Annotated in this window: 30 protein-coding genes; 23 read left to right on the forward strand and 7 right to left on the reverse strand. The window is 39.2% G+C overall.

Annotated elements, in window-relative coordinates; translation table 11 throughout:
* Nucleotides 1-57: 57 nt before the first annotated feature.
* Nucleotides 58-1,182, forward strand: coding sequence for an alpha/beta fold hydrolase (locus tag ACUN28_RS05360; protein WP_016085878.1), 1,125 nt, complete (start codon nt 58-60; stop codon nt 1,180-1,182).
* A gap of 48 nt (nt 1,183-1,230) precedes the next feature.
* On the opposite strand, the gene ACUN28_RS05365 is transcribed toward ACUN28_RS05360, so the two are convergent.
* A complete protein-coding gene (locus ACUN28_RS05365; RefSeq protein WP_016085879.1) occupies nt 1,231-1,413 on the reverse strand; it encodes a hypothetical protein in 183 nt (60 codons plus the stop codon).
* Between the two features lie 199 nt (nt 1,414-1,612).
* Here ACUN28_RS05365 and ACUN28_RS05370 point away from each other — a divergent pair, with 199 nt between their 5' ends.
* The 6 genes from ACUN28_RS05370 (at nt 1,613) to ACUN28_RS05395 (ending at nt 7,764) form a co-directional block, all read left to right on the forward strand.
* Nucleotides 1,613-1,918 carry a rhodanese-like domain-containing protein gene (locus ACUN28_RS05370; RefSeq protein ID WP_000141210.1) on the forward strand — a complete coding sequence of 102 codons (306 nt, stop codon included), beginning with the start codon at nt 1,613-1,615 and terminating at the stop codon, nt 1,916-1,918.
* A gap of 77 nt (nt 1,919-1,995) precedes the next feature.
* Nucleotides 1,996-2,220: a spore germination protein gene (locus tag ACUN28_RS05375; protein ID WP_000512461.1), complete on the forward strand. Its 225-nt coding sequence runs from the start codon at nt 1,996-1,998 to the stop codon at nt 2,218-2,220.
* A gap of 20 nt (nt 2,221-2,240) precedes the next feature.
* Nucleotides 2,241-2,564 (forward strand): hypothetical protein, encoded by a 324-nt coding sequence (locus tag ACUN28_RS05380; RefSeq protein ID WP_016085880.1) that lies wholly within the window; start codon nt 2,241-2,243, stop codon nt 2,562-2,564.
* 118 nt (nt 2,565-2,682) lie between these two features.
* Entirely contained in the window at nt 2,683-5,547 is a 2,865-nt protein-coding gene (locus ACUN28_RS05385; protein ID WP_016136874.1) for a BclA-related collagen-like exosporium protein, read from the forward strand.
* Between the two features lie 173 nt (nt 5,548-5,720).
* The gene (gene moaA / locus ACUN28_RS05390) at nt 5,721-6,734 is read left to right on the forward strand and encodes a GTP 3',8-cyclase MoaA (protein ID WP_016085882.1); all 1,014 of its coding nucleotides are present in this window, start codon (nt 5,721-5,723) and stop codon (nt 6,732-6,734) included.
* A gap of 16 nt (nt 6,735-6,750) precedes the next feature.
* Nucleotides 6,751-7,764, forward strand: coding sequence for a molybdopterin-synthase adenylyltransferase MoeB (locus ACUN28_RS05395; protein ID WP_016085883.1), 1,014 nt, complete (start codon nt 6,751-6,753; stop codon nt 7,762-7,764).
* A 38-nt stretch (nt 7,765-7,802) separates the two neighbouring features.
* Here the strand turns inward: ACUN28_RS05395 and moaC are convergent, their stop codons facing one another.
* Nucleotides 7,803-8,288: a cyclic pyranopterin monophosphate synthase MoaC gene (gene moaC, locus ACUN28_RS05400; protein ID WP_016136873.1), complete on the reverse strand. Its 486-nt coding sequence runs from the start codon at nt 8,286-8,288 to the stop codon at nt 7,803-7,805.
* A gap of 83 nt (nt 8,289-8,371) precedes the next feature.
* Between moaC and moeA the strand changes: the two genes are divergently transcribed.
* The 7 genes from moeA (at nt 8,372) to ACUN28_RS05435 (ending at nt 13,049) form a co-directional block, all read left to right on the forward strand.
* Entirely contained in the window at nt 8,372-9,661 is a 1,290-nt protein-coding gene (moeA, locus tag ACUN28_RS05405) for a molybdopterin molybdotransferase MoeA (protein WP_016085885.1), read from the forward strand.
* On the forward strand, nt 9,631-10,146 hold the full coding sequence (gene mobB, locus ACUN28_RS05410; RefSeq protein ID WP_033660121.1) for a molybdopterin-guanine dinucleotide biosynthesis protein B: 516 nt from the start codon (nt 9,631-9,633) through the stop codon (nt 10,144-10,146). Before moeA ends, mobB begins: the two co-directional genes overlap by 31 nt.
* Complete coding sequence (gene moaE / locus ACUN28_RS05415) at nt 10,143-10,607, forward strand: molybdopterin synthase catalytic subunit MoaE (protein ID WP_016085887.1); 465 nt, start codon at nt 10,143-10,145, stop codon at nt 10,605-10,607. Before mobB ends, moaE begins: the two co-directional genes overlap by 4 nt.
* 2 nt (nt 10,608-10,609) lie before the next feature.
* A complete protein-coding gene (moaD, locus tag ACUN28_RS05420; protein ID WP_016085888.1) occupies nt 10,610-10,843 on the forward strand; it encodes a molybdopterin converting factor subunit 1 in 234 nt (77 codons plus the stop codon).
* 93 nt (nt 10,844-10,936) lie between these two features.
* A complete protein-coding gene (locus ACUN28_RS05425; RefSeq protein ID WP_016085889.1) occupies nt 10,937-11,359 on the forward strand; it encodes a DUF3888 domain-containing protein in 423 nt (140 codons plus the stop codon).
* A gap of 33 nt (nt 11,360-11,392) precedes the next feature.
* On the forward strand, nt 11,393-12,250 hold the full coding sequence (gene glcU, locus ACUN28_RS05430; RefSeq protein WP_016085890.1) for a glucose uptake protein GlcU: 858 nt from the start codon (nt 11,393-11,395) through the stop codon (nt 12,248-12,250).
* Between the two features lie 13 nt (nt 12,251-12,263).
* A complete protein-coding gene (locus tag ACUN28_RS05435) occupies nt 12,264-13,049 on the forward strand; it encodes a glucose 1-dehydrogenase (protein WP_016136872.1) in 786 nt (261 codons plus the stop codon).
* A 69-nt stretch (nt 13,050-13,118) separates the two neighbouring features.
* On the opposite strand, the gene ACUN28_RS05440 is transcribed toward ACUN28_RS05435, so the two are convergent.
* On the reverse strand, nt 13,119-13,613 hold the full coding sequence (locus tag ACUN28_RS05440) for a CarD family transcriptional regulator (protein ID WP_080117830.1): 495 nt from the start codon (nt 13,611-13,613) through the stop codon (nt 13,119-13,121).
* Nucleotides 13,614-13,864: 251 nt separating this feature from the next.
* On the opposite strand from ACUN28_RS05440, the gene ACUN28_RS05445 reads away from it, so the two are divergent.
* Both ACUN28_RS05445 and ACUN28_RS05450 read left to right on the forward strand, forming a co-directional pair.
* Entirely contained in the window at nt 13,865-14,101 is a 237-nt protein-coding gene (locus tag ACUN28_RS05445) for a DUF2553 family protein (protein ID WP_000533797.1), read from the forward strand.
* Nucleotide 14,102: 1 nt separating this feature from the next.
* A complete protein-coding gene (locus ACUN28_RS05450) occupies nt 14,103-14,285 on the forward strand; it encodes a sporulation protein Cse60 (RefSeq protein WP_000621751.1) in 183 nt (60 codons plus the stop codon).
* A gap of 34 nt (nt 14,286-14,319) precedes the next feature.
* Here ACUN28_RS05450 and ACUN28_RS05455 read toward each other — a convergent pair whose 3' ends face one another.
* Nucleotides 14,320-14,547: a DUF3973 domain-containing protein gene (locus ACUN28_RS05455; RefSeq protein WP_033659785.1), complete on the reverse strand. Its 228-nt coding sequence runs from the start codon at nt 14,545-14,547 to the stop codon at nt 14,320-14,322.
* A gap of 425 nt (nt 14,548-14,972) precedes the next feature.
* Here ACUN28_RS05455 and ACUN28_RS05460 point away from each other — a divergent pair, with 425 nt between their 5' ends.
* Nucleotides 14,973-15,404, forward strand: a complete 432-nt coding sequence (locus ACUN28_RS05460; RefSeq protein ID WP_016085894.1) for an SRPBCC family protein — start codon at nt 14,973-14,975, stop codon at nt 15,402-15,404.
* Complete coding sequence (locus tag ACUN28_RS05465; RefSeq protein ID WP_016085895.1) at nt 15,405-15,728, forward strand: ArsR/SmtB family transcription factor; 324 nt, start codon at nt 15,405-15,407, stop codon at nt 15,726-15,728.
* Nucleotides 15,729-15,760: 32 nt separating this feature from the next.
* Here the strand turns inward: ACUN28_RS05465 and ACUN28_RS05470 are convergent, their stop codons facing one another.
* Together ACUN28_RS05470 and ACUN28_RS05475 are read right to left on the reverse strand one after the other, a co-directional pair.
* Complete coding sequence (locus ACUN28_RS05470; RefSeq protein WP_016085896.1) at nt 15,761-17,197, reverse strand: MDR family MFS transporter; 1,437 nt, start codon at nt 17,195-17,197, stop codon at nt 15,761-15,763.
* Between the two features lie 223 nt (nt 17,198-17,420).
* Nucleotides 17,421-18,692 carry a BaiN/RdsA family NAD(P)/FAD-dependent oxidoreductase gene (locus ACUN28_RS05475; protein ID WP_016085897.1) on the reverse strand — a complete coding sequence of 424 codons (1,272 nt, stop codon included), beginning with the start codon at nt 18,690-18,692 and terminating at the stop codon, nt 17,421-17,423.
* Nucleotides 18,693-19,123: 431 nt separating this feature from the next.
* Here ACUN28_RS05475 and ACUN28_RS05480 point away from each other — a divergent pair, with 431 nt between their 5' ends.
* Together ACUN28_RS05480 and ACUN28_RS05485 are read left to right on the forward strand one after the other, a co-directional pair.
* Nucleotides 19,124-20,776, forward strand: a complete 1,653-nt coding sequence (locus ACUN28_RS05480; protein ID WP_016085898.1) for a putative polysaccharide biosynthesis protein — start codon at nt 19,124-19,126, stop codon at nt 20,774-20,776.
* Nucleotides 20,777-20,817: 41 nt separating this feature from the next.
* On the forward strand, nt 20,818-21,546 hold the full coding sequence (locus ACUN28_RS05485) for a pseudouridine synthase (RefSeq protein ID WP_016085899.1): 729 nt from the start codon (nt 20,818-20,820) through the stop codon (nt 21,544-21,546).
* 81 nt (nt 21,547-21,627) lie between these two features.
* On the opposite strand, the gene ACUN28_RS05490 is transcribed toward ACUN28_RS05485, so the two are convergent.
* Nucleotides 21,628-21,849, reverse strand: a complete 222-nt coding sequence (locus tag ACUN28_RS05490) for a DeoR family transcriptional regulator (protein ID WP_000805512.1) — start codon at nt 21,847-21,849, stop codon at nt 21,628-21,630.
* Nucleotides 21,850-22,206: 357 nt separating this feature from the next.
* On the opposite strand from ACUN28_RS05490, the gene pepV reads away from it, so the two are divergent.
* From pepV to pulA, 3 genes are all read left to right on the forward strand, one after another.
* Entirely contained in the window at nt 22,207-23,613 is a 1,407-nt protein-coding gene (pepV, locus tag ACUN28_RS05495) for a dipeptidase PepV (protein ID WP_016085900.1), read from the forward strand.
* Between the two features lie 103 nt (nt 23,614-23,716).
* The gene (gene thpR, locus ACUN28_RS05500) at nt 23,717-24,262 is read left to right on the forward strand and encodes an RNA 2',3'-cyclic phosphodiesterase (protein WP_016085901.1); all 546 of its coding nucleotides are present in this window, start codon (nt 23,717-23,719) and stop codon (nt 24,260-24,262) included.
* A 279-nt stretch (nt 24,263-24,541) separates the two neighbouring features.
* Nucleotides 24,542-26,683, forward strand: a complete 2,142-nt coding sequence (pulA, locus tag ACUN28_RS05505; RefSeq protein WP_016085902.1) for a type I pullulanase — start codon at nt 24,542-24,544, stop codon at nt 26,681-26,683.
* Nucleotides 26,684-26,806: the final 123 nt, after the last annotated feature.

The raw sequence follows: 26,806 nt of genomic DNA on the forward strand, positions 1-26,806 counted from the left end.
GCATAGAAAAAATCCTTTAGTAAGCAGTACATACTATGACGGGAAGAGGGCGAGTCTGTGCAATTTGTAAAAAAAGAGAAGTTTGTTTTAAAGGAGTTTACATTTGAAAATGGTAGGGTAATTCCTGTTCAAATGGGATATGAGACGTATGGCACTTTAAATAGAGAAAGGTCAAATGCGATTTTGGTTTGTCATTATTTTAGTGCAACTAGTCACGCGGCAGGAAAATACACAGCGCATGATGAGGAGTCTGGGTGGTGGGATGGTTTAATTGGACCGGGAAAAGCAGTTGATACAAATAAATACTATGTTATATGCACTGATAATCTTTGTAATGTGCAGGTGAAGAACCCTTATGTAATTACAACGGGACCGAAATCAATTGATCCGAAAACTGGAGATGAATATGCGATGGATTTTCCGGTTTTTACATTTCTTGATGTAGCTCGTATGCAATATGAGTTAATAAAAGATATGGGAATCGTAAGGTTACATGCTGTAATGGGACCGTCGGCTGGTGGGATGATTGCGCAGCAATGGGCTGTTCATTATCCTCATATGGTAGAGAGGATGATTGGTGTTATTACGAACCCGCAAAATCCAATTATTACGTCGGTAAATGTAGCGCAAAATGCGATTGAGGCTATTCAATTGGATCCAAGTTGGAAGGGCGGAAAATATGGAGAAGAGCAGCCAATGAAGGGGCTTCATTTAGCAAATAGAATGATGTTTATGAACGCATTTGACGAGCACTTTTATGAAATAACATTTCCTCGTAATAGTATAGAGATAGAACCTTATGAAAAATTTTCTGCATTAACATCATTTGAGAAAGAAATAAATAAGGTGACATATAGAAGTATAGAGTTAGTAGATGCAAATTCGTGGATGTACACGGCGAAAGCAGTTTTATTACATGATATTGCGCATGGATTTTCGTCTTTAGAAGAGGCTCTTTCTAACATAGAAGCAAATGTCCTTATGATTCCATGTCAACAAGATTTACTTCAGCCGTCTCGCTATAATTATAAAATGGTAGACATTTTGCAAAAACAAGGGAAATATGCGGAAGTGTATGAGATAGAAAGTATAAATGGGCATATGGCGGGAGCATTTGATATTCATTTATTTGAAAGGAAAGTTTATGAATTTTTAAATCGGAAAGTATCTAGTTTTGTGTAGAAAATAAACGGTGTGAAAAGGTGCAATGTATGTAGTAGGCACCTTTTTTTACATGATTTGTAGACGGAAAATATATGTGGCAATTGCTATACCGAAGAACGCTATACTAAGTAATAGAAATAAGAATGATATTTCTTGTGGCGATTTTATTTTTTTATTATTTTTCATACTAAGAGCAATAATTGCAGCGATTAAGAAAATGATGCCCGTAATGAAAAGAAAAAGTGTCATTTTCATTGGCTCCTTTCATAAAACAAGTATATTGAGGATACAATGCACGAGTTATGTTTGTAAAGAATAAATTTTGCGGGAAAATTGAGAAATAAATTTTCCATTCTTTGCGTTCTTTCTTTCGCATGCTAAAATTGATTAGACATGCTTGTTGAAGGAAGAGACTAAAGGTTTTATTGTATATAAGGAGGAACGACATATGACAGAAGTTAAAACAATTACTACAGAAGAAGTACAAGAGCGTTTAGAAAATGGAGAAACATTATTTTTAGTAGACGTAAGGGAAGATGAAGAAGTAGCAGCAGGGAAAATTCCAGAAGCTGTACATATTAAAATGGGTGATATCCCAAATAAAGTGGATTTCTTTGATAAAGAGAATGAATATATCTTTATTTGTCGTTCGGGAATGCGCAGTGAAAATGTATGTCATTATTTAAATGAGCAAGGATTTAAAACAATGAACATGGTTGGCGGTATGCTTCAATATGAAGGTGAAACGAAATAAGTAGTTAAAAAAACTTGAAACGAGTCTGTTTCAAGTTTTTTTCTTTTGCATACAGTGTACAAAAGGGGGATAGGTAAATGGGGATTAACTTGCGGAAAGTAAAAATTATTAATAATACAGGAGCTGTTAATGTTGGTGACTGTTATGATATCTCACCTTTAGCTGTAGCAAAAATATATGCAGGTGCTGGAGGGTCGAGTGCGGCTATTTTTTTAAATGGGAAAAGACAGCCAGAAGCGGTGATTCGAACATCAGTGTTTCTTCCGCCATTAGCAACGAGTACACGTACATTAGGTTCATAGAGGAAAGGTAGAGTGTAATTATGCCTGCTCATATAAAAGAATTTGTTATTGTGAATAACACTGGGAATATATTTACCGGTGATAATTTAAGTGATACGTCTTTTACTGCTACGAAATCGTACAGTGGTTCAATGGGGTGTACTTGGATCGACGTTGTTACAGTAATAGGGACGGAGACCAAGCTTTGTTTGCAGCCGGGAGATTCGGTGACGACAACATATACAAGAGGTACTCCTGCTGGTACTGTAACAGGAACAAATATGGGGCAAAGTGTAAATACATCGAGTATAGCACAAGCTGTTCCTAATACAGATAATATGGATTCAATTGCTGGACTCCCTTAAGGAATTAAGGGAGTTTTTATTATTTAAAATAAAAATAGTCTTGGAGATTATTTTTGTAAATACATATTAAGAAGAGGTTTGTTTCATGTAAAAAAGATGGTGTGTAGGTGGTGAAAGTATGAAAGAGCGCGATAAACAAAATTCATTAAACTCTAATTTCAGAATCTCGCCAAATCTTATTGGACCTACTTTTCCTCCCGTTCCAACGGGATTTACTGGTATTGGGATTACTGGTCCAACCGGTCCACAAGGTCCGACTGGCCCACAAGGACCAAGAGGAATTCAAGGTCCGATGGGGGAGATGGGCCCAACAGGACCTCAAGGTGTGCAAGGAATTCAAGGACCAGTTGGACAAATGGGGGCAACAGGACCAGAAGGACAGCAAGGGCCACAAGGAGTAAGGGGACCACAAGGAGAAACAGGAGCGACAGGATCTCAAGGAGTGCAAGGGTTACAAGGTCCGATTGGTCCAACTGGAGCGACTGGAGCACAAGGAATACAGGGAATACAAGGATTACAGGGGCCGATTGGAGCTACTGGACCAGAAGGAACGCAAGGAATTCAAGGTATGCAAGGAGTACCGGGAGCAACTGGTCCACAAGGAATACAAGGAATACAAGGAGCGCAAGGGATACAAGGCGCACAAGGACCGAGTGGAAATACGGGAGCAACAGGAGTAACTGGTCAAGGGATTACAGGCCCGACTGGAATAACAGGCCCAACAGGGATAACTGGACCATCAGGAGGACCTCCAGGTCCAACTGGCCCGACTGGAGCAACAGGTCCAGGGGGCGGACCGAGTGGAAGTACAGGGGCGACTGGAGCAACAGGAAATACAGGGGCAACAGGAAGTACAGGGGTAACAGGAGCAACGGGAACTACTGGTCCGGCTGGGAGCACAGGAGCACAGGGCTTGCAAGGAATACAAGGGATACAAGGTCCAATTGGGCCAACAGGTCCAGAAGGTCCGCAAGGAATACAAGGTATTCCTGGTCCGACGGGCGTAACTGGTGAACAAGGAATACAGGGAGTTCAGGGAATTCAAGGGATAACGGGAGCAACCGGAGATCAAGGTCCACAAGGTATACAGGGAGCTATAGGGCCTCAAGGTGTAACAGGAGCAACCGGAGATCAAGGTCCACAAGGTATACAAGGAGTACCGGGTCCATCAGGAGCAACGGGACCACAAGGAGTTCAAGGGATACAAGGTCCGATGGGTGAGATAGGACCAACAGGTCCAGAAGGGCCAGAAGGACTTCAGGGTCCGCAAGGGATACAAGGAGTGCCAGGACCAGCTGGAGCAACAGGTCCAGAGGGCCCACAAGGAATACAGGGAATTCAAGGGCAAGTAGGAGCAACGGGTCCAGAAGGTCCACAAGGAATACAGGGAATACAAGGGATTCAAGGTGTAACGGGAGCAACAGGAGCACAAGGAGCAACTGGAATTCAAGGCGTTCAAGGGAACATAGGAGCGACAGGTCCAGAGGGCCCGCAAGGTGTTCAAGGTGCACAAGGAGCGATTGGCCCAACAGGTCCGATGGGTCCACAAGGAGTTCAGGGAGTACAAGGAATTCAAGGAGCAACGGGTGCTCAAGGAGTGCAAGGTCCACAAGGAATACAGGGAATTCAAGGTCCAACCGGAGTAACAGGAGATACGGGTGTAACTGGAGCGACAGGGGAAGGAACTACAGGCCCAACTGGAGTAACCGGTCCAACAGGGGTAACTGGTCCTTCTGGAGGACCAGCAGGACCGAGTGGTCCAACGGGGCCATCAGGTCCGACTGGAGTGACAGGTCCATCCGGTGGACCACCTGGACCGACAGGAGCAACCGGTGTGACAGGAGCAACTGGAGATACCGGGGCGACAGGCTCAACTGGAGTGACAGGAGCGACGGGGCAAACGGGAGCAACAGGAGTGACTGGGTTACAAGGTCCACAAGGAATTCAAGGGGTGCAAGGAATCCAAGGTCCAACAGGCCCGCAAGGAGTTCAAGGTCCCCAAGGGATACAAGGAGTAACTGGAGCGACAGGAGATCAAGGTCCACAGGGAATCCAAGGTCCACAAGGAATTCAAGGTCCAACAGGTCCACAAGGAATTCAAGGGGAACAAGGTCCCCAAGGGATACAAGGAGCAACCGGAGCCACTGGAGCACAAGGTCCACAGGGAATTCAAGGAATACAGGGAGTGCAGGGCCCGACCGGTCCACAAGGCCCAACAGGAATTCAAGGTGTTCAAGGCGACATAGGTCCAACCGGTCCACAAGGTGTGCAAGGTTTACAAGGTCCACAAGGTCCAACCGGTGACACGGGAGCAACCGGAGCACAAGGCCCGCAAGGAATTCAAGGTCCAACCGGAAGTACGGGTCCAACAGGAGAGACAGGTCCACAAGGAATTCAAGGTCCGCAGGGAATCCAGGGTTCCCAAGGTCCAACGGGAGTCACTGGAGCAACAGGTTCTCAAGGTCCAACCGGAAGTACGGGTCCAACCGGTTCGCAAGGAATCCAAGGTCCAACAGGCCCAACAGGAGCTGGCGCAACCGGGGCCACTGGCGCAACGGGTGTGACTGGAGTTAGTACAACTGCAACGTATGCATTTGCGAATAATACATCAGGAACCGCTATTTCCGTTTTATTAGGTGGTACGAACGTACCATTACCAAACAATCAAAATATTGGCCCAGGAATAACCGTTAGTGGTGGAAATACTGTATTTACAGTTGCGAATGCAGGAAACTATTATATAGCTTATACAATTAATTTAACGGCAGGATTACTTGTAAGTTCTCGTATAACTGTAAATGGTAGTCCGCTTGCGGGAACGATAAATGCTCCGACAGTGGCTACTGGTTCATTTAGCGCACCGATCATTGCTAATTTGCCTGCGGGAGCTGCTATTAGTCTGCAGTTATTTGGATTAGTTGCAATAGCTACATTATCTACGACAACGCCAGGAGCTACTCTAACGATTATTAGATTAAGTTAATAAGAAGAAAACCTTGGAGCTTTTACGCTTCAAGGTTTTTTATCTCATTATTTGTATGTAGTCTCATTGCTTAGGAAAGTTTTACTTTATTCACATGAGCAAAAACATCGCAGTTCGAAAATATATTATAATAGAATGAAAAGAGAGAAATTTGGCAGAAAAGGAGGGTGGCGATGCAGGAGATGGTTAAAGATTTTTTTGGACGCCCACTTCAAGATTTGCGCATATCTGTCATTGATCGTTGCAATTTTAGATGTACATATTGTATGCCAGCGGAAGTGTTTGGGCCAGATTATGCTTTTTTAAAAGATGAGTTTTTACTGACGTTTGATGAAATTGAGCGTTTGGCAAAATTATTTGTTAGTATCGGTGTACGAAAAATTAGACTTACTGGTGGCGAGCCACTACTTCGTAAAGATTTAACAAAACTTATTGCACGTCTCGTGAAAATTGATGGGTTAGTAGATATAGGATTAACGACAAATGCGATTCATTTAACAAAGCAAGCAAAAGCATTAAAGGAAGCTGGATTACATAGAGTAAATGTTAGTTTGGATGCAATAGATGACGATGTATTTAAGGACATTAATGGCCGGAATATCAATACGAAACCTGTTATAAAGGGAATTATGGCTGCAAAAGAGGCCGGGCTTGATGTAAAGGTAAATATGGTTGTGAAAAAAGGGATGAACGACCATCAAGTACTTCCGATGGCTGCGTATTTTAAAGAGCAAGGAATCGCGCTTAGGTTTATTGAGTTTATGGATGTTGGTAGTACAAATGGATGGAACTTTGATCAAGTCGTTACAAAGCGAGAATTAATCGAAATGATTCATAGCGTGTATCCGCTTGAGCCAGCTGAAGCGCATTATTTCGGTGAAGTTGCGAAGCGATATCGTTACGTTGGAACAAATGTCGAAGTCGGTTTTATTACTTCTGTTTCTGAGTCATTTTGTTCCTCTTGTACGAGAGCGAGAATTTCGGCAGATGGAAAGTTTTATACTTGCTTATTTGCCACAGAAGGATTGGATGTAAGGGAACTTCTTAGAGGAAATCTTTCGGATGATGAGTTAGTAAGTGTTATACAAGATGTATGGATGAATAGAAAAGATAGGTATTCAGATGAACGGACAGAAGAAAGTGCAAAGAATCGTCCGAAAATTGAAATGTCTTATATAGGAGGATAAGGAAGGGGGCTATCGTATGCAGGAGCGATATTCAAGACAAATATTATTTTCTGGTGTTGGAGAAGAGGGACAGAGAAAAATTAGAGAGAAGCATGTGCTTATTATCGGCGCTGGTGCTCTCGGTGCAGCGAATGCAGAGGCGATTGTTAGAGCAGGTGTTGGAAAAATAACAATTGCGGATCGTGATTATGTAGAATGGAGCAATTTACAAAGGCAACAATTATATACAGAAGAAGATGCAAAGCAGTATAAACCGAAGGCGGTAGCAGCGGCAGAACATTTACAAGCGATTAATTCTGAGGTGGAAATAAATCCGGTTGTAACTGATGTAACAGTGCAAGAAATGGAAGAGCTAGTGAATGATGTAGATTTAATATTAGATGCGACAGATAATTTTGAAACGCGTCTTCTTATTAATGATATTTCACAAAAGTATAATATTCCGTGGATATATGGTGGTTGTGTCGGAAGCTACGGAGTAACGTATACAATTTTACCAGGAAAAACACCGTGTTTCCGCTGTTTAATGGAGCATCCGGCGAGCGGGGCAACATGTGATACTGCCGGTATTATACAGCCGGCAGTGCAATTAGTAGTTGCGCATCAAATAACGGAAGCGCTGAAAATATTAGTAGAAGACTATGGAGCGCTTCGCGAAACGATGTTATCGTTTGATCTTTGGAATAATCAACAGATGGCATTTAAAGTAAATAGGCAGAAAAAAGACACGTGTTTATCTTGCGGAAGATTACGTACATATCCGAGTCTAACATTTGAAGCACAAACGAAAACAGAAGTGTTATGTGGCCGAAATACAGTACAAATTCGTCCAGGTGTGCGGAATGAATTTAATTTAGAGGAAATTAACAAGCGCTTACAAAGAAGTGTGGATGTAAAAGCTACTCCGTATTTATTATCATTTCTCGTAGAGGAATTTCGTTTTGTTTTATTTACAGATGGCAGGGCGTTTATTCATGGGACGAATGATATAAATGTAGCAAAACGTTTATATGCAAGATATATAGGGTGAACCTAAAGAGAAACCCTTTAGGTTCAACAGAGAGAAGGTTAAGACTTTCTCGTATAATCTCCACTTTTTCCACCTGTTTTTTCAAGTAAGTACGTTTCGCCAATAATCATACCTTTATCAACAGCTTTACACATATCGTACACGGTAAGAGCGGTAGCGGAAGCAGCAGTTAAAGCTTCCATTTCAACACCGGTGCTACCTTCTGTTTTAACTTTTACTTCAATAAGTAATCGATATTGTTCTTCGGATTGTTTCCAATCGAAAGAAACGTCAACACCTTTTAATAATAAAGGATGGCACATTGGGATAATATCAGAAGTGCGTTTCGCAGCCATAATACCTGCGATTTGCGCAACTGCTAATACGTCACCTTTCCCGATGTCATTGTGAGAGATTTTATCGTAAATTTCTTTTGTAACGACAATGCTAGAGCACGCAATTGCTGTTCGAACGGTTGCCTTTTTGTCGCTTATATCAACCATCTTCGCGCGTCCTTGGTCATTAAAGTGTGTGAATGAAGACATGGAATTCCTCCTTGAAGTAATTTCTATTTAATATATAAAGTTTAATCGAGATAAAAAAAATTGCAAATATGAGGTGAGAAACGATGGTAGAAAAACGAATTCCGATTCAAGTTGCCGAGGCAGTAGAGAGGGTAATGGAATATGCGAAGAATGGTGAAATAGAAGAGATTTCTATTACGGAAAGTTATGGGAGAATTCTTGGGGAGGATGTTGTCTCTGATCATGACGTTCCTCATTTTGATCGTTCTCCTTACGATGGTTTCGCAATTCGAGCAGAAGATACGAAAGAAGCAAATCAAGAGAATTCGATTGAGTTTGAAGTAATAGGAGAAATCGGGGCGGGATCTGTTTTTTTAGATGAAGTAGGCCCTTTTAAAGCAGTTCGTATTATGACGGGAGCAGCTATTCCAGATGATTGTAATGCAGTCGTAATGCTAGAGCTGACGGAAGGTTTTGAGAAGAACGGAAAAGCATATATGAAGTTAAAGCGTCCTTTTAATAGTGGTGACAATGTGTCATTTAAAGGAGAAGATATAAAACAAAATCAAGTTCTCGTTAAGAAAGGTGTTGCAATTAATCCAGGTGTTGCGGCCTTATTAGCGACGTTTGGATATAGTGCTGTGAAAGTTGTGAAACAGCCTGTTGTTGGTATTGTGACGACAGGAAGTGAATTGTTAGAAGTACATGAGTCGTTAGAGCCGGGGAAAATTAGAAATAGCAACTCTTATATGATTGCGGCTCAAATTATGAAAGCCGGAGGAAAAGTTCGTTATTATGGCCAACTTGCCGACGAGTTAGATGCATGTTTTACAGCCGTTCAATCGGCGATGAATGAAGTTGATATTTTAATTACAACAGGCGGTGTGTCGGTAGGAGATTATGACTATTTGCCAGCTATTTATGAGAGATTACAGGCGAATGTACTCTTTAATAAAATAGCGATGAGACCAGGAAGTGTAACGACAGTAGCTGAAGTTGATGGAAAGTTACTTTTCGGTTTATCAGGAAATCCATCAGCTTGCTACGTAGGCTTTGAGTTATTTGTGCATCCGGTTATAAAGACATATTTGTATGCGAAGGAGCCTCACGTATATAGAGCTGATGCTATTTTACAAAAAGATTTTCCAAAGCCAAATCCGTTCACTCGTTTTGTAAGAGCAAAGGTGACAATTGCGGAAGGGGCATTACAAGCAATGCCGGTCGGTTTAGATAAATCGAGTGCGGTATCTTCACTCGCGGATGCAAATGCTTTTATTGTATTGCCTGGAGGAACGAGAGGATTTGAGGCAGGGATGAAAGTGTCAGTATTATTGTTAGAGCACGCCGAGGGATGTGATTGGCCATGGGCAAAGCCCCTTCAATCTTACAAATAGTAGGGTATCAAAATAGTGGGAAAACAACACTTGTTGAGAAAATTGTGTATGCATTAGCTGAACGAAAAATGAAAGTTGCTACCATTAAACATCACGGACACGGAGGTTTTCCAGAAGTAGCGCAAAAAGATAGTGAAAGGCACCGCCAAGCTGGTGCTGTTGTCAGTAGCGTAGAAGGCGCTGGGTTACTTTCACTTTCGTCATTAAGAGAGGAATGGCCTTTGCAAGAAATTATTCGCTTATATGAGTTTTTTGAAGTGGATACAATTTTAATTGAGGGCTATAAAAAAGAGAGCTATCCGAAAGTCGTGTTACTTCGTTCTGAAGAAGACGTTGAACTTTTACATAAAGTAGAAAATATAGTAGCGGTTATTACGTGGCATGATGCTCCGGCAAACTTACGAGAAGAATATAAAGTATTTCATATAACAGAAGAAGAGTTGTATATAGACTGGTTTTTACAAACGGTAAGGAGTACAAAATGACAAATACGTATTATGAAGTAATTGATACAGAAATCTCGATTGAAGAGGTAGCGAAGAAAGTAATTCGCCGTGAATGCGGTGCTGTTACAACATTTATTGGAACGGTTAGAGAGTTTACGAAAGGGCGTCGTACATTATATTTAGAATATGTCGCTTATAAAACGATGGCAGAAAAGATGCTACAGAAAATCGGCTTAGAAGTGAAAGAAAAATGGCCAGGTACACACGTTGCAATTACACATCGCATCGGTACACTGCAGATTTCTGATATAGCGGTTGTTGTTGCTGTTTCAACGCCGCATCGTAAAGCGGCTTATGAGGCGAATGAATATATTATGGAACGCATAAAACAAATTGTTCCGATTTGGAAAAAAGAGTTTTGGGAAGATGGAGACTCTTGGATTGGTGATCAATTAGAAAAAACGCCATATCCGGCTGGAGAGCCTGGGAAGGAGCTATAAGTATGATTCGAGTATTGTTATTTGCGCACTTGCAAGAGGAAGCAGGAACAAGTGAATTACAAATAGAGAAAGAAAATATTACGGTTGCAGAGTTAAAAAATGTTGTCGCGAAAGAATATAATGTAGCAGTGACAGAACCAATTATGGTTGCGATTAATGAAGAATACGCTAATGAAGATGACACGATTCAATCTGGTGATGTTGTTGCACTAATCCCGCCAGTGAGTGGTGGTTAATATTGGATTCCTTAAAACGACTTTCCTACATAGGGAAAGTCGTTTTTTTATGGCAGTTTTGAGAACACTAGTCTATAGAACAAGGAGGGAACTATGAAAAAAATATGTGTAGTTATCACAATGCTATGTGCGGCCTTTTTCTCTTCTCCAAGTGATTCTTTCGCGAAAGAATCAAGAGAACAACTTTTAGAGAGTGCATTATCGAATAGGTACTATTCAGTTGTTAGACAAGTGACAGAAGATCAATATGAATGTGATTCAGTTATAAATATAAAGCGTCTCGGCAAAAAAGATGAGTTCGTTCCTAGATTTGAAGTGACGCTACAATTTCTTACATTTCAAGGGGCGCATAATCCGCCGAATGATAAAGTTACACTTACTTTGGAAGATCATTTAGATCATATAAAAATAAAGAAGGTGGAACGAGAAAAAAATGTCTCTAGTGCAATCGTAGAAAAGGTTTGCGCACGAGCGAAGGAAAAAATGAAAGCACACTCTCATGGTGTAGAGCGGTAATTAATGACATTTTGTAGAGAAAGGTAATGAGCGATGGATATACTTTTAGCGATTTTACCGGCTATATTTTGGGGAAGTATTGTGTTATTTAACGTGAAACTGGGCGGAGGACCGTATAGTCAAACGCTCGGTACGACGCTTGGCGCACTTATTTTCTCGATTGTTGTTTATATTTTTGTGAAGCCAGTACTAACTCCTACTGTTATTGGAGTTGGAATTGTGTCAGGTTTATTTTGGGCGCTTGGTCAGGCGAATCAATTAAAAAGTATTGATTTAATGGGTGTTTCGAGGACGATGCCGATTTCGACAGGACTTCAATTAGTTGCGACGACTTTATTTGGAGTCATCGTATTTCATGAGTGGTCTACGACAATATCAGTCGTTCTTGGCGTGTTGGCGCTCGTTTGTATTATTATCGGTGTTATTTTAACATCGCTTCAAAGTGAAGAAGAAAAGAATGCAGAGCAAGCAGGGAATTTTAAAAGAGGCATTATCATTTTATTAATTTCAACAGTCGGTTATTTAGTTTACGTAGTAGTGATTAGGCTTTTTAACGTAGATGGTTGGTCGGCTTTATTACCACAAGCAGTTGGTATGGTATTAGGGGGCATTTTACTTACGTTTAAACATCATCCATTTAATAAATATGCGATACGAAATATTATTCCAGGATTAATTTGGGCAGCTGGAAATATGTTTTTATTCATTTCGCAGCCGCGTGTCGGAGTCGCAACAAGTTTTTCATTATCGCAAATGGGGATTATTATTTCGACGCTTGGCGGGATTGTTATATTAGGTGAAAAGAAAACGAAACGCCAATTGACGGGGATTGTTGCCGGTATCGTTTTTATTATCGCAGCTGGAATTATGTTAGGTGTTGCGAAAAGCTAAAGGGGGTATTGAAATGTATAGTGATTTAGAAGGAAAAGTCGTCGTTATTACAGGATCAGCAACTGGTCTTGGAAGAGCGATGGGAGTAAGGTTTGCTAAGGAGAAAGCGAAAGTGGTTATTAACTATCGCTCCCGAGAGTCTGAAGCGCATGATGTACTAGAAGAAATTAAAAAGGTAGGCGGAGAAGCGATTGCTGTAAAAGGAGATGTCACGAGTGAATCGGATGTTGCGAATCTCATTCAATCTGCTGTAAGAGAGTTTGGTACGCTCGACGTTATGATTAATAATGCGGGAATAGAAAACGCGGTACCATCTCATGAAATGCCGCTAGAGGATTGGAATAAAGTAATTCATACAAATTTAACAGGTGCTTTTTTAGGAAGCCGTGAAGCGATTAAATATTTTGTGGAAAACGATATTAAAGGATCTGTCATTAATATGTCTAGCGTTCATGAAAAGATTCCGTGGCCATTATTTGTGCACTATGCAGCAAGTAAGGGTGGCATTAAACTGATGACAGAAACGTTAGCGTTAGAATACGCACCGAAAGGTATTCGAGTAAATAATATTGGGCCAGGTGCAATAAATACGCCGATCAATGCAGAAAAGTTTGCTGACCCTAAAAAACGTGCTGACGTAGAAAGTATGATACCGATGGGTTACATTGGAAAACCAGAAGAAATTGCAGCAGTAGCAACTTGGCTTGCTTCGTCAGAGGCGAGCTATGTAACTGGAATTACGCTATTTGCAGATGGCGGAATGACGTTATATCCATCATTTCAAGCTGGGCGTGGGTAATAAAAAGGACAAAGAGTTTGATCTCTTTGTCCTTTTTGCAAAAAAAAATAGCGGCCAGCTATTTTAAAATTAATGATTAATTGTATCTTGAAGAAATTCTGTCGCTTGATGTTCAGAAACATTTTGTACGAGTGCAACTTCGCTAATCATCATTTTTCGTGCATTATCTAGCATTTGTTTTTCGCTCGCATTTAATGCTCTTTCTTTATTACGGCGAAGTAAATCCCGAACAACTTCTGCACTATCTTGCAGATTGCCGTTTTTCATTTTTTCCATATTCATTGTATATCTTTGTTTCCAGGAAAGTGATGTATCTGATTCCCCGTTTTGAAAGTCAATAAGTATATCATCTAACGTACATTTATCTACGATATAACGAATACCTGATTTTTTTAGTTGATCCATAGGAAGCATTACTTGCATATCTTTACTAATGATACGTATCACACAATATTGACGTGTTGTTCCTAATATTTCTTTCTCTTCAATGGCTTCGATGACCCCTGCGCCGTTCATTGGATAAACGATTTTATCACCAATTTGAAACAAATCATCCACCTCCATATGTGGTAACCACTTTTAATGATATCACAAGTTTGTAAAAATGTCAAATTTTATATAATACCATAATATTAATATTTGAGTCAATAAGTAAAAACTCTTTTTTTATATTTTTTTACTTTTACTTATTGATGGTTTTTTAGAAAAATAGTACAGGCGAAGAAAGAAGGCATATCCACTTATTTTTAAGCATAAAATGTAAAATCGCTAATACAATATACCTAAATCCGTTCTTTGCAAAGGAGGGAGAGAAGGTGGGGCGCACAATAAAAATTGATATTACAAATAAAGTGGTAGCTAAATTTAGACCAGATTGTTTGGAATTATATACGAGTAAATTTATGATAGGTAAGTTTTATGTCTATACTGAAGGTAAACAATATGTGTTAGAAGACGGATATATATATGAAGACGGAAAATTTTATCGCATCATAGATACGCACCGTGGCAATAATCAAGCGGCGGAGGGCTGCGATCTAGGATGGTGTTAACATGATTCGTGTAAAAGTGTTTGATGAAAGTCATGAAAAAGACTTAGAAGACGCTGTAAATGTTTTTTTGAAAAAGATTGATGATAGTAACTTTGTAGATATTAAGTACCAAGTTGGTGTTTCCATTAACGATGACGAAAACCAAATTTATTGTTTTTCAGCAATGATCGTTTATAAAGCATAAAAAAGAGCTGGGTGAGCCAGCTCTTTTTTATGCTTTATGTTGGGACAACATGTGTCGGTAATACGTTCATAATAGATTGGGGTGTACCTAATTTCTTTGTCGTTAAAAGAGGCTCCCCTGTTTCATGGTTTTGGGCATCTGTACACATACCAAGGTGATAGCGATCACCTAAAAATGGATCGATATAAAAACCGTTTTTGAATACTTTATCATTCGGATGTTTTTCATGGTGAATGTCAGAACAGTTAATGCAATAGAACATAGCTTTCATCCCCTTTTTATTTTTGTTTGAAAAAAGTGAGTCGGTAGTCATTTCGCTCCTAAGGAAATGTTGAGGAGAAGAGAAATAACTACCTACTCAAATGGTGGGCATATTCCTTCTGATTTTTCATATCCCGCGTAGTGTCCCTTGAGGGAAGGAGGAGAGACGAAATACGCATGATATAAGCAAGGCTCTTCTTTCAAGATGAATGATGGGGTTTCATGTTAAGAGAAGTTTTTATTTTTTGTTGCCTTTGTGAGTATATTATGAAGGAATGCTGAGAGGGTGTTTGTCCTGTTGAAAAAATGTTGAGGATTTCTCAACAGTAAAAAAGAATTAGCGTTGACATGAAACTAAAAGGTGTTATATCATCTGGATGTAACCAAAAGGTGTTATATTTGAGCGCCGAATAAAGGAGAATGGAAATGGAACAACAACATACATTAGATGATATTAAACAAACGATCGTTTTTAACGCGTCTATTCAAAAAGTATGGAATGTAGTATCAACTGCAGAAGGAATTTCGTCATGGTTTATGCCAAATGATTTTGTATTAGAGGTAGGACATGAATTTCATGTACAATCACCATTTGGTCCATCACCATGTAAAGTGTTAGAAATTGATGAACCAAACCATCTATCTTTTTCATGGGATACAGATGGCTGGATTGTTTCATTTAATCTGAAAGACCTAGGAGATAATAAAACAGAATTTACGTTAATTCACGGCGGCTGGAAACATCCTGATGAAATTCTTCCGAAAGCGAATGCGAAGAGCTCTATTATTCGCGATAGAATGAGCGGTGGATGGGTAGCAATTGTAAATGAAAAACTGAAAAAGGTTGTCGAAGGCTAAGTGTCCTCATCAGCAGCGAAATATGATGTATTTCAAGCAATTGCTGATCCAACCCGCCGAGAAGTAATACGGTTATTAAGTGACAAAGAGTTACCGATTTCAAAAATAACGGATCATTTTCCGATGAGTCGTACTGCGGTTGTAAAGCATCTTCATATTCTTTCGGAAGCGAATTTAGTAAGCGGAAGAAAAAGCGGAAGAGAGAAAATATATCGTTTGCAGCCGGAACCGTTAGAAGAATTACAACAGTGGCTCTCCTACTATGAACGTTTTTGGGATAATAAATTGTCCATGCTGAAACATATTGTGGAGAATGAGGAGTAAAAAGAGGATGACCGAAATGGTCATCCTCTTTACTATTGCTCACTTGTTTGTGTAGCTGGCTTTAATAAAATCCAAGCGATAATTAATGTAAATACTGCTAATACGAAAGTACTCATATAAATGACGTGTACACTTGATGCTAATGCCTCTTGCGATTCGGTTGCTACATTTGCTGTAGTTCCGCCGTGTCCGCTAGATACAAGGTCAAGGTTTTTAATGCCGCGTGCATGAATCATCGTATTGAAGATTGTTCCAAAGATTGCAGCACCTAATGTTTGACTAAATGTATTAATAAATGTGTTTAAACCTACGGCTGTTCCGCGTGTATGTGCTGGTACGGCTGCTTGAATTGTTACCATGTAAATCGGTGTTACAAGCCCCATTCCTAATCCGAATAATCCGACTGCTACATAAATAAGGAACGATGGTGAATGTGTTGATAATGTAAATAATAAGAAGGTAGCAACTGATAAAATGCTAGCTCCAAGTAAAATGATCTGTTTCGTTTTTAATTTGCCAACTAAGTTACCAGAGAAAATAGCGCCAAATGTCCACATAACAGGAATTGGCATTAAAATAAGTCCAGCTTCAGTTGCATTTTTTCCTAATACACCTTGGCTCCAAATTGGAAGGTACATTGTAATACTAATAATCATTGCACCAGCAATAAGAGTTAGTATGTTTATCGTAGATAATGTACGATTAGAGAAAAGTGCTAGCGGAATTAATGGTTCCGGAGATTTTTTCTCGATGAATAAGAAAAGAATGAATGAAACGACGGCAAAGATTAATAGACCGATAATTGTAATGTCTCCCCAGTTTTGCTTACTGCTACCTGTTAATAGTGCGTATAGTAGAGCGATCGTACTTAATGAGAAGACTGTTGCACCAAGATAGTCGATATGATGCTTAGCAGGCTTAATAGATTCTTTGTAGTAAATGGCAATCATTAAGCAAGCGATAATTCCGAATGGAACGTTTAAGAAGAAAATATAACGCCAAGATAGAGAATCAACTAAAAATCCACCTACTAACGGCCCGATAACACCAGATACACCCCAAACGGCACTCATCCAGCCCTGTGCTTTCGCGCGGTCTTTCGCTTCGCTATATAGGTCTCCAATAATCGTCATTGTGATCGGCATAACAGCACCAGCGCCTATACCTTGAAGAGCACGGAAGAAGATTAATTGTTCCATTGATGTAACGACTCCGCAAAGTGCAGAACCGATTAAGAAGATTGCTGCTCCAATGAGCAAAACTTTTTTACGGCCAAATAAATCAGCCAATTTTCCGTATATTGGAGTCGAAACAGCTGTTGCAAGCATATAAATTGCATATACCCAACTAACAAGTTCGACGCCTGACAAATCACTCGTTATACGAGGGATCGCTGTACTAACAATCGTTCCTTCTACCGCAGAAAGAAACGTCATTAGCATTAAAGACATCATGACTTTTTTTCTCATTTGTTTTCCCCTTACCCTTTTTCAATTGTTCAACAATATAAAATATAAAGGTACTAAGGTATATAAAGCAACAAAAAAGAAATGGGAGGGTGAGAGGAGGGGATATTTGTCGTTCTTTGTTGGTAAGTCGATATCTCTTGCTGGATCGCCGATATATCTTGCAAAAGCACTTATATAATTTCATGTACCTATAAAAAAAGAAACAGGAAGCCCTGTTTCTTTTTTAATACTGCATTTTTGCATTTTCTCCAGCTGTTGTTCCGGCAATTCTACCAGTAACAAGAGCAGATGTAATGTTATAGCCGCCAGTATAACCGTGAATATCAAGAACTTCTCCGCAGAAATATACGCCGTTCGTGAATTTAGAAGACATTTCTTTCGGATTAATTTCTTTAACGGATACACCGCCGCCAGTAACAAATGCTTTTTCAATTGACTGCGTACCATTTACATTTACAGTAAATTCTTTAAAGTCTTTCACAAGTGCACGAATCTTCTCGTGAGAAACTTGTCCAGCTTGTTCACTACCGTCAATTTCATTTTTTTCTAATAAGAATAGGAAGTAACGTTCAGGAACATAACCTTTTAGCACGTTTTTAATTCCTTTTTTCGGATCTTCCTTCATTTGTTTCAGCATGCGCTGGAATAGTTGTTCACTATTTTCTTCTGGCAATGCATCAATACTCATTTGAACTGTATTCGTTTTAAACTTTTTCAGTGCTTTCACAACGAATTGGCTACAACGAAGAGCAGCAGGACCAGATAGGCCGAAATGAGTGAAGAGCATGTCCATTTTATGAGAAATGATAACTTTTCCTTTCGGGTTTAATACGCTTAAGTTTACATCTCGTAAAGCAAGACCTTGTAAGGAGCGGTCACGAATAAATGGTTCGTTTGAAAGGATTGGTACTTCTGTTGGGAATAGTTCTGTAATGGTATGCCCAGCTTTTTCAGCCCAAGCATATCCGTCTCCAGTAGAGCCGGTTTGAGGAACAGATTTTCCGCCAACAGCGATAACGACGTGATTTGTTTCGAGTACTTCGCCAGTTTGCAGTACTACTGCCTGCGTTTGCCCGTTCTCATATTCAATCGTTTCAACAGGTGTATTCGTACGAATTTTTACACCTAAGTCTTTTAATCGTGTTAAAAGTGCGTCTACTACCGATTGTGCTTTATTTGATACAGGGAACATACGGCCATGGTCTTCTTCTTTCAGTTTTACACCGAGATTTTCGAAGAATGTAATAATATCTTCATTATTGAAAATAGAAAAAGCGCTGTATAAAAAGCGGCCATTTCCTGGTATATGTTTAACGATCTCATCAAGTGGTAGACGGTTCGTTACGTTACAGCGACCGCCACCAGAAATCGCAAGTTTACGCCCTAATTTGTTTCCTTTATCAAGAAGTAAGACATTTGCGCCTTCTTCTGCAGCACCGATTGCAGCCATTAGCCCAGAAGGCCCGCCGCCGATGACAATAACATCATAATGCATAATATATCGACCTCATTTTCTACATTTCCTGCCTAAAAGAATAGCATGTTTTCCCTTAAAAGAAAAATAGAGTGAAGTACTGCTTACAGGGAGAATTGTGGTACAATACAAAAGTTAGAGTTCAGCACTATCCTGCTATTTGTGGGCAATAAGACTACCATCTTAAGATTTATGAGAAGTAAAGAGGGAGTTAAAAAGGTCCGTAAATGCTCGAATGATTAGTAGGAGGGGAGTCTCCCGCTAATTATAGCTTCACTTTATCCCGCTATTTGTGGGCAGTAAAACTCCCACCTCAAAATTCGGCTAGAGCCAGGAAGTAAGGTGGAAGATAAACTGCCCGTAAACGCCCGATTGGTTCAACTAATAATCAGTGGGGAAGAACACCACACTGATTAAAGTTTCACTTTATGTAGATGTAGGAGGATTTTTGTATGTCCGATTCGAAATTTCTGCGCGGAACGCTTATTGTTACGTTAGGGACATTTTTAGTAAAGTTCTTAGGCATGATTTACGTCTTTCCGTTTCATGCATTAGTAGGTACAGAAGGCGGAACGCTCTATACATATGGATACATTCCATATACGATCTTTTTAAGTATCGCAACGGCAGGGGTGCCGCTTGCTGTTTCAAAATTTGTTTCCAAATATAATGCGCTTGGCGATTATAAAACGAGCCGGAGAATGTTCCGCTCGGGAATGGTTATGATGATAGTAACAGGAGTTCTTTCGTTCCTAGTTCTATACATGACGGCGCCACTGTTTGCAGAAGCAATGCTTGGTAAACAAAGTATACACAGTAATGTAGAAGAAGTTACGACGATTATTCGTCTTGTAAGTTTTGCTCTTATTGTTGTACCAGCAGCGAGTTTAATTCGTGGTTATTTCCAAGGTCACCAATCAATGGGGCCCACTACTGTTTCGCAAATTATTGAGCAAATTATTCGTATCGTCTTTTTATTAGCGGGTAGTTTTATCGTTATTAAAGTACTTGGCGGTACAGTTGCAACAGCAGTTGGGGTAGCGACATTTGCTGCGTTTGTTTCGGCAGTTGGAGCGCTCGGTGTACTCATTTGGTACTGGTTAAAACGGAAAAAACATTTGGATCAATATTTAATTGAACAAACCGCACCAGAATCGACAGTGAGTACCGTTCAACTATTTAAAGAATTATTTGCATATGCGATTCCTTACGTTGTAATTGGGTTAACGATTCCTTTATATCAACAAATTGATACATTGACATTTAACTCAATTATGCAGGCGATTGGCCAAGGTGATATCGCAGAACGTGCGCTTGGTATTTTCACAATGTGGACGCATAAATTAATTATGATTCCTGTATCGCTTGCGACAGCGTTTAGTTTAACGCTTGTACCAGCGATTACAAAATCATTTACTGAAAAACAATATCGTTATTTAAAGTTACAAATTACACAAACATTCCAGGCAAATATGTTCTTAACATTGCCAGCAGTTGTCGGTATTTCAACACTTGCATATCCAATTTATACTGCGTTTTACGACTCAGATCCATTAGGTGGACAAGTATTAATGTGGTATGCACCGGTTGCGTTGTTATTCGCTTTATTTACAGTAACAGCAGCAATTTTGCAAGGGATTAACCAACAGAAGCATGCGATTATCGCGCTTATCATGGGTGTTATTTTGAAATTTGTATGTAACGTAATCTTTATTCGTTATTTCGGTACAGTTGGAGCGATTTTAGCAACAGCAGTCGGCTTCTTAGCTTCCGTATGGTATACGAATAGACAAATTAAAAAACATGCACACTATTCATTTGGTGTTGTATATAAGAGAACTTTCCAAATTGCAGTATTAACACTTGTAATGGTCGTTGCTGTAAAGTTATCACAATGGATTCTATCCTTCATGATTTCGCCTGATGGCCGAATTGGTGCTCTTATTACAGTTGTGGTTTGTGCAGGTATTGGTGGTCTTGTTTACGGATTGTTAGCGATTCGCACAGGAGTACTTGAAAGAGTATTTGGCGGAGAAGCATTAGAGAAAATTCAACGTAAACTTGGCAGTAGATTCAAAATAAAGTTGAAATCAAAAGGGGCGTAATTACGTCCCCTTTTCTATGATAAATAAAGAAGGTGAAAAACGTGAGATTAGATAAATTATTAGCGAATATGGGATATGGAAGTAGAAAAGAAGTAAAGAAATTATTGAAAGACGGCGTTGTGAAAATTGATGGAACGCCAGTGAAAGATGCAAAGGTTCATGTAAATGTAGAAGAACAAGAAGTTATGATTCACGGTGAAGTTGTGGAATATAAAGAGTTTGTTTACTTAATGATGCATAAACCACAAGGCGTTATTTCAGCGACAGAAGATGATAACCATGAAACGGTAATAGATTTATTAGAATTAGAAGATGCAATCTTTGATCCGTTCCCAGTTGGAAGACTTGATATTGATACAGAAGGTTTCTTATTAATAACAAACGACGGGAAGTTATCACATCAATTGTTATCTCCGAAAAAGCATGTGCCGAAAAAATATTATGCACACGTTGCAGGAGTAGTAACAGAAGAGGATGTAGAAGAGTTTGCTAAAGGTGTTATTTTAGATGATGGCTATGAAACAAAGCCAGGGGCACTCACAATATTAAAAAGCGATGATATTTCTGAAATCGAGCTTGTCATTACAGAAGGAAAGTTCCATCAAGTGAAGCGTATGTTTGAAGCGGTAGGGAAAAAAGTAGTCTACCTAAAGAGAACAGAGATGGGACCGTTAGTATTAGATGAAGAGCTAGAACTTGGACAATACCGAGAGCTATCAGATGAAGAAGTAGAAATGTTAAGAACATATCAAGTAGATACTGAGAAATAGTGCTGTTTTTAGGCGCAGAAAAGACCCCTTTCTAATGAGTTAGAAAGGGGTATGTATTTATTTACATACAATTATTTTTCGTTATGAGGTCATTCTCACTTTCTTTCCTGTTGTTGTCCACTTACCGCGGCAAGGGCTATACACGAGTTCATTAAACTGCAACACATTTAGATCACGTTGTATCGTTCGCGGTGTGATCCCGAACTCATCTACAAGGTCTTTCGTCGTTACCGTTCCGTTTTCATTGATGTACATATAAATTGATTTAATGCGTGTTAGCATACGAGTAGTTGTAGGTTTCAAGAGAAAACCACTCCTCTACTAGTTTTTTTGACCCCATTCAGGAAAGAAGGTCGTTACTACCATTGTACTCTACATGATAAAATTCATGCTTTAATCTACTTAAATTTTACAAAAGTTTAACAAAGATTCATATAGAAAAATATTGGTAGTTGACATTATATATATGGTCAGTCAACTAACACATAAAATTCTACGTAAAACGCCAAATTCCTGCAAATTTTTTTGGGAAAATAAAAGAAAAACTAATGAGAAATATCTGAAATATTACAATTGTTCGGTATTTGAGTTTCGTGTATGGCATAAGAGATTTCGGTTTGTTATGATGAAGGAAACAATATAGTGAAGGATGGATGCGTGATGTCAGCGATTAATTGGACAGAAGAAGTTGCAAAACGAAAAGATGATTTAATTCGTGATACACAACAATTTTTACAAATTAAAAGTGTATGGGAAGAAGAATCGGCGAAAGAGGGCGCACCATTCGGTGAAGGTGTAGAAAAAGCTTTATCTTTCATGTTACATAAAGGAGAAGCTGAAGGTTTTGCTTCTAAAAATTTAGAGGGGTATGCAGGTCATCTTGAAATGGGACAAGGAGAAGAATTAGTAGGTATTCTTTGTCACGTTGATGTTGTACCAGAAGGAGATGGCTGGACGACTCCGGCATATAGCGCGGATATTCGCGACGGAAAGATTTTTGCACGTGGTGCAATTGATGATAAAGGCCCAACGATGGCAGCTTATTATGCGATGAAAATTGTGAAAGAATTAGGTTTACCTCTTTCAAAGCGCGTTCGTATGATTTTAGGAACAGATGAGGAAAGCAATTGGAAATGTGTAGACCACTACTTTAAAAACGAAGAAATGCCAACAATCGGTTTTGCGCCAGACGCGGACTTTCCGATTATTAATGCAGAAAAAGGAATTTCTGATATACAAGTTGTGCAAAATGGTAGTGAAGAGAAGAAGGGGACATATGAACTTGTTTCATTTGAATCAGGTCGCCGTTTAAATATGGTTCCTGATTTTGCAGAAGCGATTATTACAGGAGAAGATGTAAATGCTCTTACAGTAGCATATGAAGAGTATTTACAAACTGCTAAAAAAATAGGTGAAGCAATTGTAGAAGGTAATACGGTGACGTTGCAAATCAAAGGGATTTCAGCTCACGGATCTACTCCGGAGAAGGGCGAGAATGCCGGTTTATTACTGGCAAACGTTTTAACGAAAGTTGCTCTTGATGGAAAAGGGGCTTCGTTTGCATCGTTTGTAACAGAAACATTTACAGGAGATATTTTAGGAGAGAAAGCTGGTATTTCTTATAAAGACGATATTAGCGGACCATTAACAGTAAATGTTGGTCGCCTTTCTTATACGAAAGAAAATGGTGGCAATTTAGGATTAAATGTACGTTATCCAGTTACGACTAACTTTGAAGAAACGATTGCAAAGTTAAAAGAATACGTTGGTACTCATGGATTTGAAGTGGCAGATTATTCAAACTCTCGCCCGCATCACGTTGATAAAGATCACGTATTAATTCGTACGTTGCAACGCGTATATGAAGAACAAACAGGAGAAAAAGCAGAGCTATTAGCAATTGGCGGCGGTACTTACGCTCGTTCATTGAAAGCTGGCGTTGCGTTTGGTCCGTTGTTCCCTGGAAAAGAAGAACTTGCGCATCAAAAAGACGAGTACATTGAAATTGAAGACTTATTAAAAGCAACAGCAATTTACGCGCAAGCAATTCATGAATTAGCGAAGTAATGGATATATAAATAATGACCGCTCTCTATTTTGGAGGGCGGCTTCTTTTTACCTGAATGAGATAAGAAAGAAAAGCAACAATAGAAAGAAGGAGAAAATGTAGATGGATCCGCATTATTTTGTCGCGATTACGTTACCAAATCATATAAAAGAAGTGCTGTCTAACTATAAAGAGGAAATGAAAGAGGAATTGCCATTTCGTTCATGGGTACATAAAGAAGACTATCATATTACCCTTTCATTTTTAGGGAGTGCGACAGAGGAACAATTAGAAGGAATAAAGAATGGATTACAAACACTTATAGAAACGAAAGAACTATCGTTCACATTACAAGGATTTGCAACGTTCGGTATGGAAGACAGGCCGCGTATTTTTTGGTCGAAGGTAAGCGAGAATCAAGATTTGTTTCAATTGCAAAAGCAAGTACACAATATGTGTGAAGGAAATGGATTTTCTTTAGAAACACGCCCGTATCATCCGCATATTACTGTTGCTCGTAAATGGGTAGGAGAAGAAAAGTTTGATTTAGAACATATAAAGGAAGTACCTGAAATATCATTTCAAGCGGATACGATTACTTTATACGAATCTCACGTGAAGGAGACACCGAAGTATAAAGCGATTGCTGAAATAAAATTACAAAAATAGAATGTATGAAAACGTTTTTTATACAGGTGAATATACTATAGAGAATAATGGAGTTACTGTATAGAGTCTTACTGATCAGAAAAGCCTTATCATTTGTAGCTCGTTTCATCCCGCTATTTGCGGACAGTCAGACTCTACCTCAAAATTCGGCGAATGCGAGGAAATTAGGTGGGGAGATAACTGCCCGATTGTTGGGGGCAATAATCAGTGGGATGAACAAAATAACCACTAATTAAAGGTTCACTTTATTTTAACTTTGAGAATGATGGTGATTTTTTTATGTTGAAAGTAAAACGTCCATTTGATGCCTATTTAGATGAAATGAATAAAATTACAATTTTGCTCCCACATGCGTATGGAACAAGTCGGACATTTCGTTTGCAAGAAGGAAGTAACGTGAAAGATTTACCGATTTCTCATACGATTGCGCTTCCGGATGCAACGAAGTATGAGTGCTTTATAAAAGAGCCGCTAGATGTGGGGAAGTATTATACAGTACGAGATGAACGGAATGAAGAAACAGATTTACAAATAGGTGCTGTCATAAGAACAGCGATTTTCGATGAAAAGTATTATTACGAAGGTACAGATTTAGGTGCTGTGTATCAAAAAGAGGAAACGACATTTAAAGTATGGGCTCCAACTGCGAGGCTTGCGAAAGTAAGGATTTATAAAAGTGATAAAGAATATACCGATCATGAAATGTATAGAGGAGAGAATGGCGTTTGGGCCCATACATTACAAGGGGATCACGATGGAGCTCGATATACATTTCTTGTTTGTATTAATTTAATATGGAATGAAGCAGTGGATCCTTACGCAAAGTCAGTGACTGTAAATGGGAAGTACGGCGTTGTTATCGATTTGGAAAAGACGAATGTAACAAAGCAAGAGCAATTACCACCATTGCAGGCAATGACAGATGTCATATTGTATGAACTGCATATTCGTGATGCCACTATTCATCCAAACAGTGGAGCGAGTAAAAAAGGAACATATAAAGGGCTAATGGAAGAAGGGACAACAGGGCAAAATGGGACGTTAACAGGCTTGTCTCATATAAAAGATTTAGGTGTTACACATGTTGAATTATTACCTTTATATTGTTTCGGTGGTGTAGATGAGGCGAATCCTTCCTCTGCATATAATTGGGGTTACAATCCATTATATTACAATGCGCCAACAGGATTTTATGCTACAAACCCCTCTGACCCATATAACAGGATAGTAGAGTGTAAGCAACTGATTGAAACATTTCATGAGCACGGCATAAGGGTGATTATAGATGTTGTATATAATCATGTTTATGAAAGAGAGCTATCATCATTTGAAAAGCTTGTCCCAGGATATTATTTTCGTCATGGTGAAGATGGTATGCCTTCTAATGGGACGGGAGTCGGCAATGATATAGCATCTGAACGGAAAATGATGAGGAAATTCATTGTAGAGTCTATTTTATATTGGCTTACTGAATACAATGTTGATGGATTCCGATTCGATTTAATGGGAATTTTAGATGTTGATACATTGAATATAATAGAAAAAGAAGTGCGAAACATAAAGCGAGATGCATTGTTATTAGGAGAAGGATGGGATCTACAAACCCCACTTCCTCTAGAGGAAAAAGCAACGTTAAATAATGCAAAAAAAATGCCGCATATCGCGCAATTTAATGATCAATTTCGTGATGGGATAAAAGGGAGTACCTTTCATATAAATAAACGTGGGTTTGCACTTGGTGGGCATGTAGACTGTAATCATTTGCAGTATATAGCATCAGGAAGCCTTTTGAGTATGAAAGAAACAGGTTTGTTTCTAGAGCCTGTGCAAAGCATTAACTATGTAGAATGTCATGACAATATGACGATGTGGGATAAACTAATGCGTAGTAATGAAGAGCCAGAAGAGATTTTGAAAAAACGTCACCTTCTAGCGAGCGCAATGGTGATTCTGTCGCAAGGGATTCCTTTCTTACATGCTGGGCAAGAGTTTTATCGTACGAAGCAAGGAAATGAAAATAGTTATAATGCAAATGATAAAATTAATCAATTAGATTGGGATCAAAAAGAGAAAGAGATAGAGACCGTTAACTATATAAAAGGCTTAATAGCGATTCGCAAAGAGCACGGAGCATTCCGATTACAAAACGCAGAACTTATAAAAAAGCACATGACTTTTTTGCAAACATCTTCAGAAGTACTTGCATATCACCTACAACATGCAGAATCGTTTGGACCATGGAAAGAGATTGTCGTTTTATTTAATAGCGATTTAGAAGCTAAAACGGTGCAACTTCCGAAAGAAGAAACGTGGCATGTGTTAGTAAACGAAAAGCAAGCGAAAATAGAGCCAATTTCTTCATTTAGAGGAAAGGAACTGAGGCTCGCTCCAATTAGCACGTATATATTGACGATAATGTGACAAATCGCTACTTGACGATGAGAATGTAATAAATGTAGAATTGACAAAGGTGACGATTTTGATAAGTTGTCATTCTATGACTGGTTTTGTAAAATAAAATAGAGAGTTTTTGGCTTATGCCAA

The organism is Bacillus sp. WC2507 (assembly GCF_052656125.1).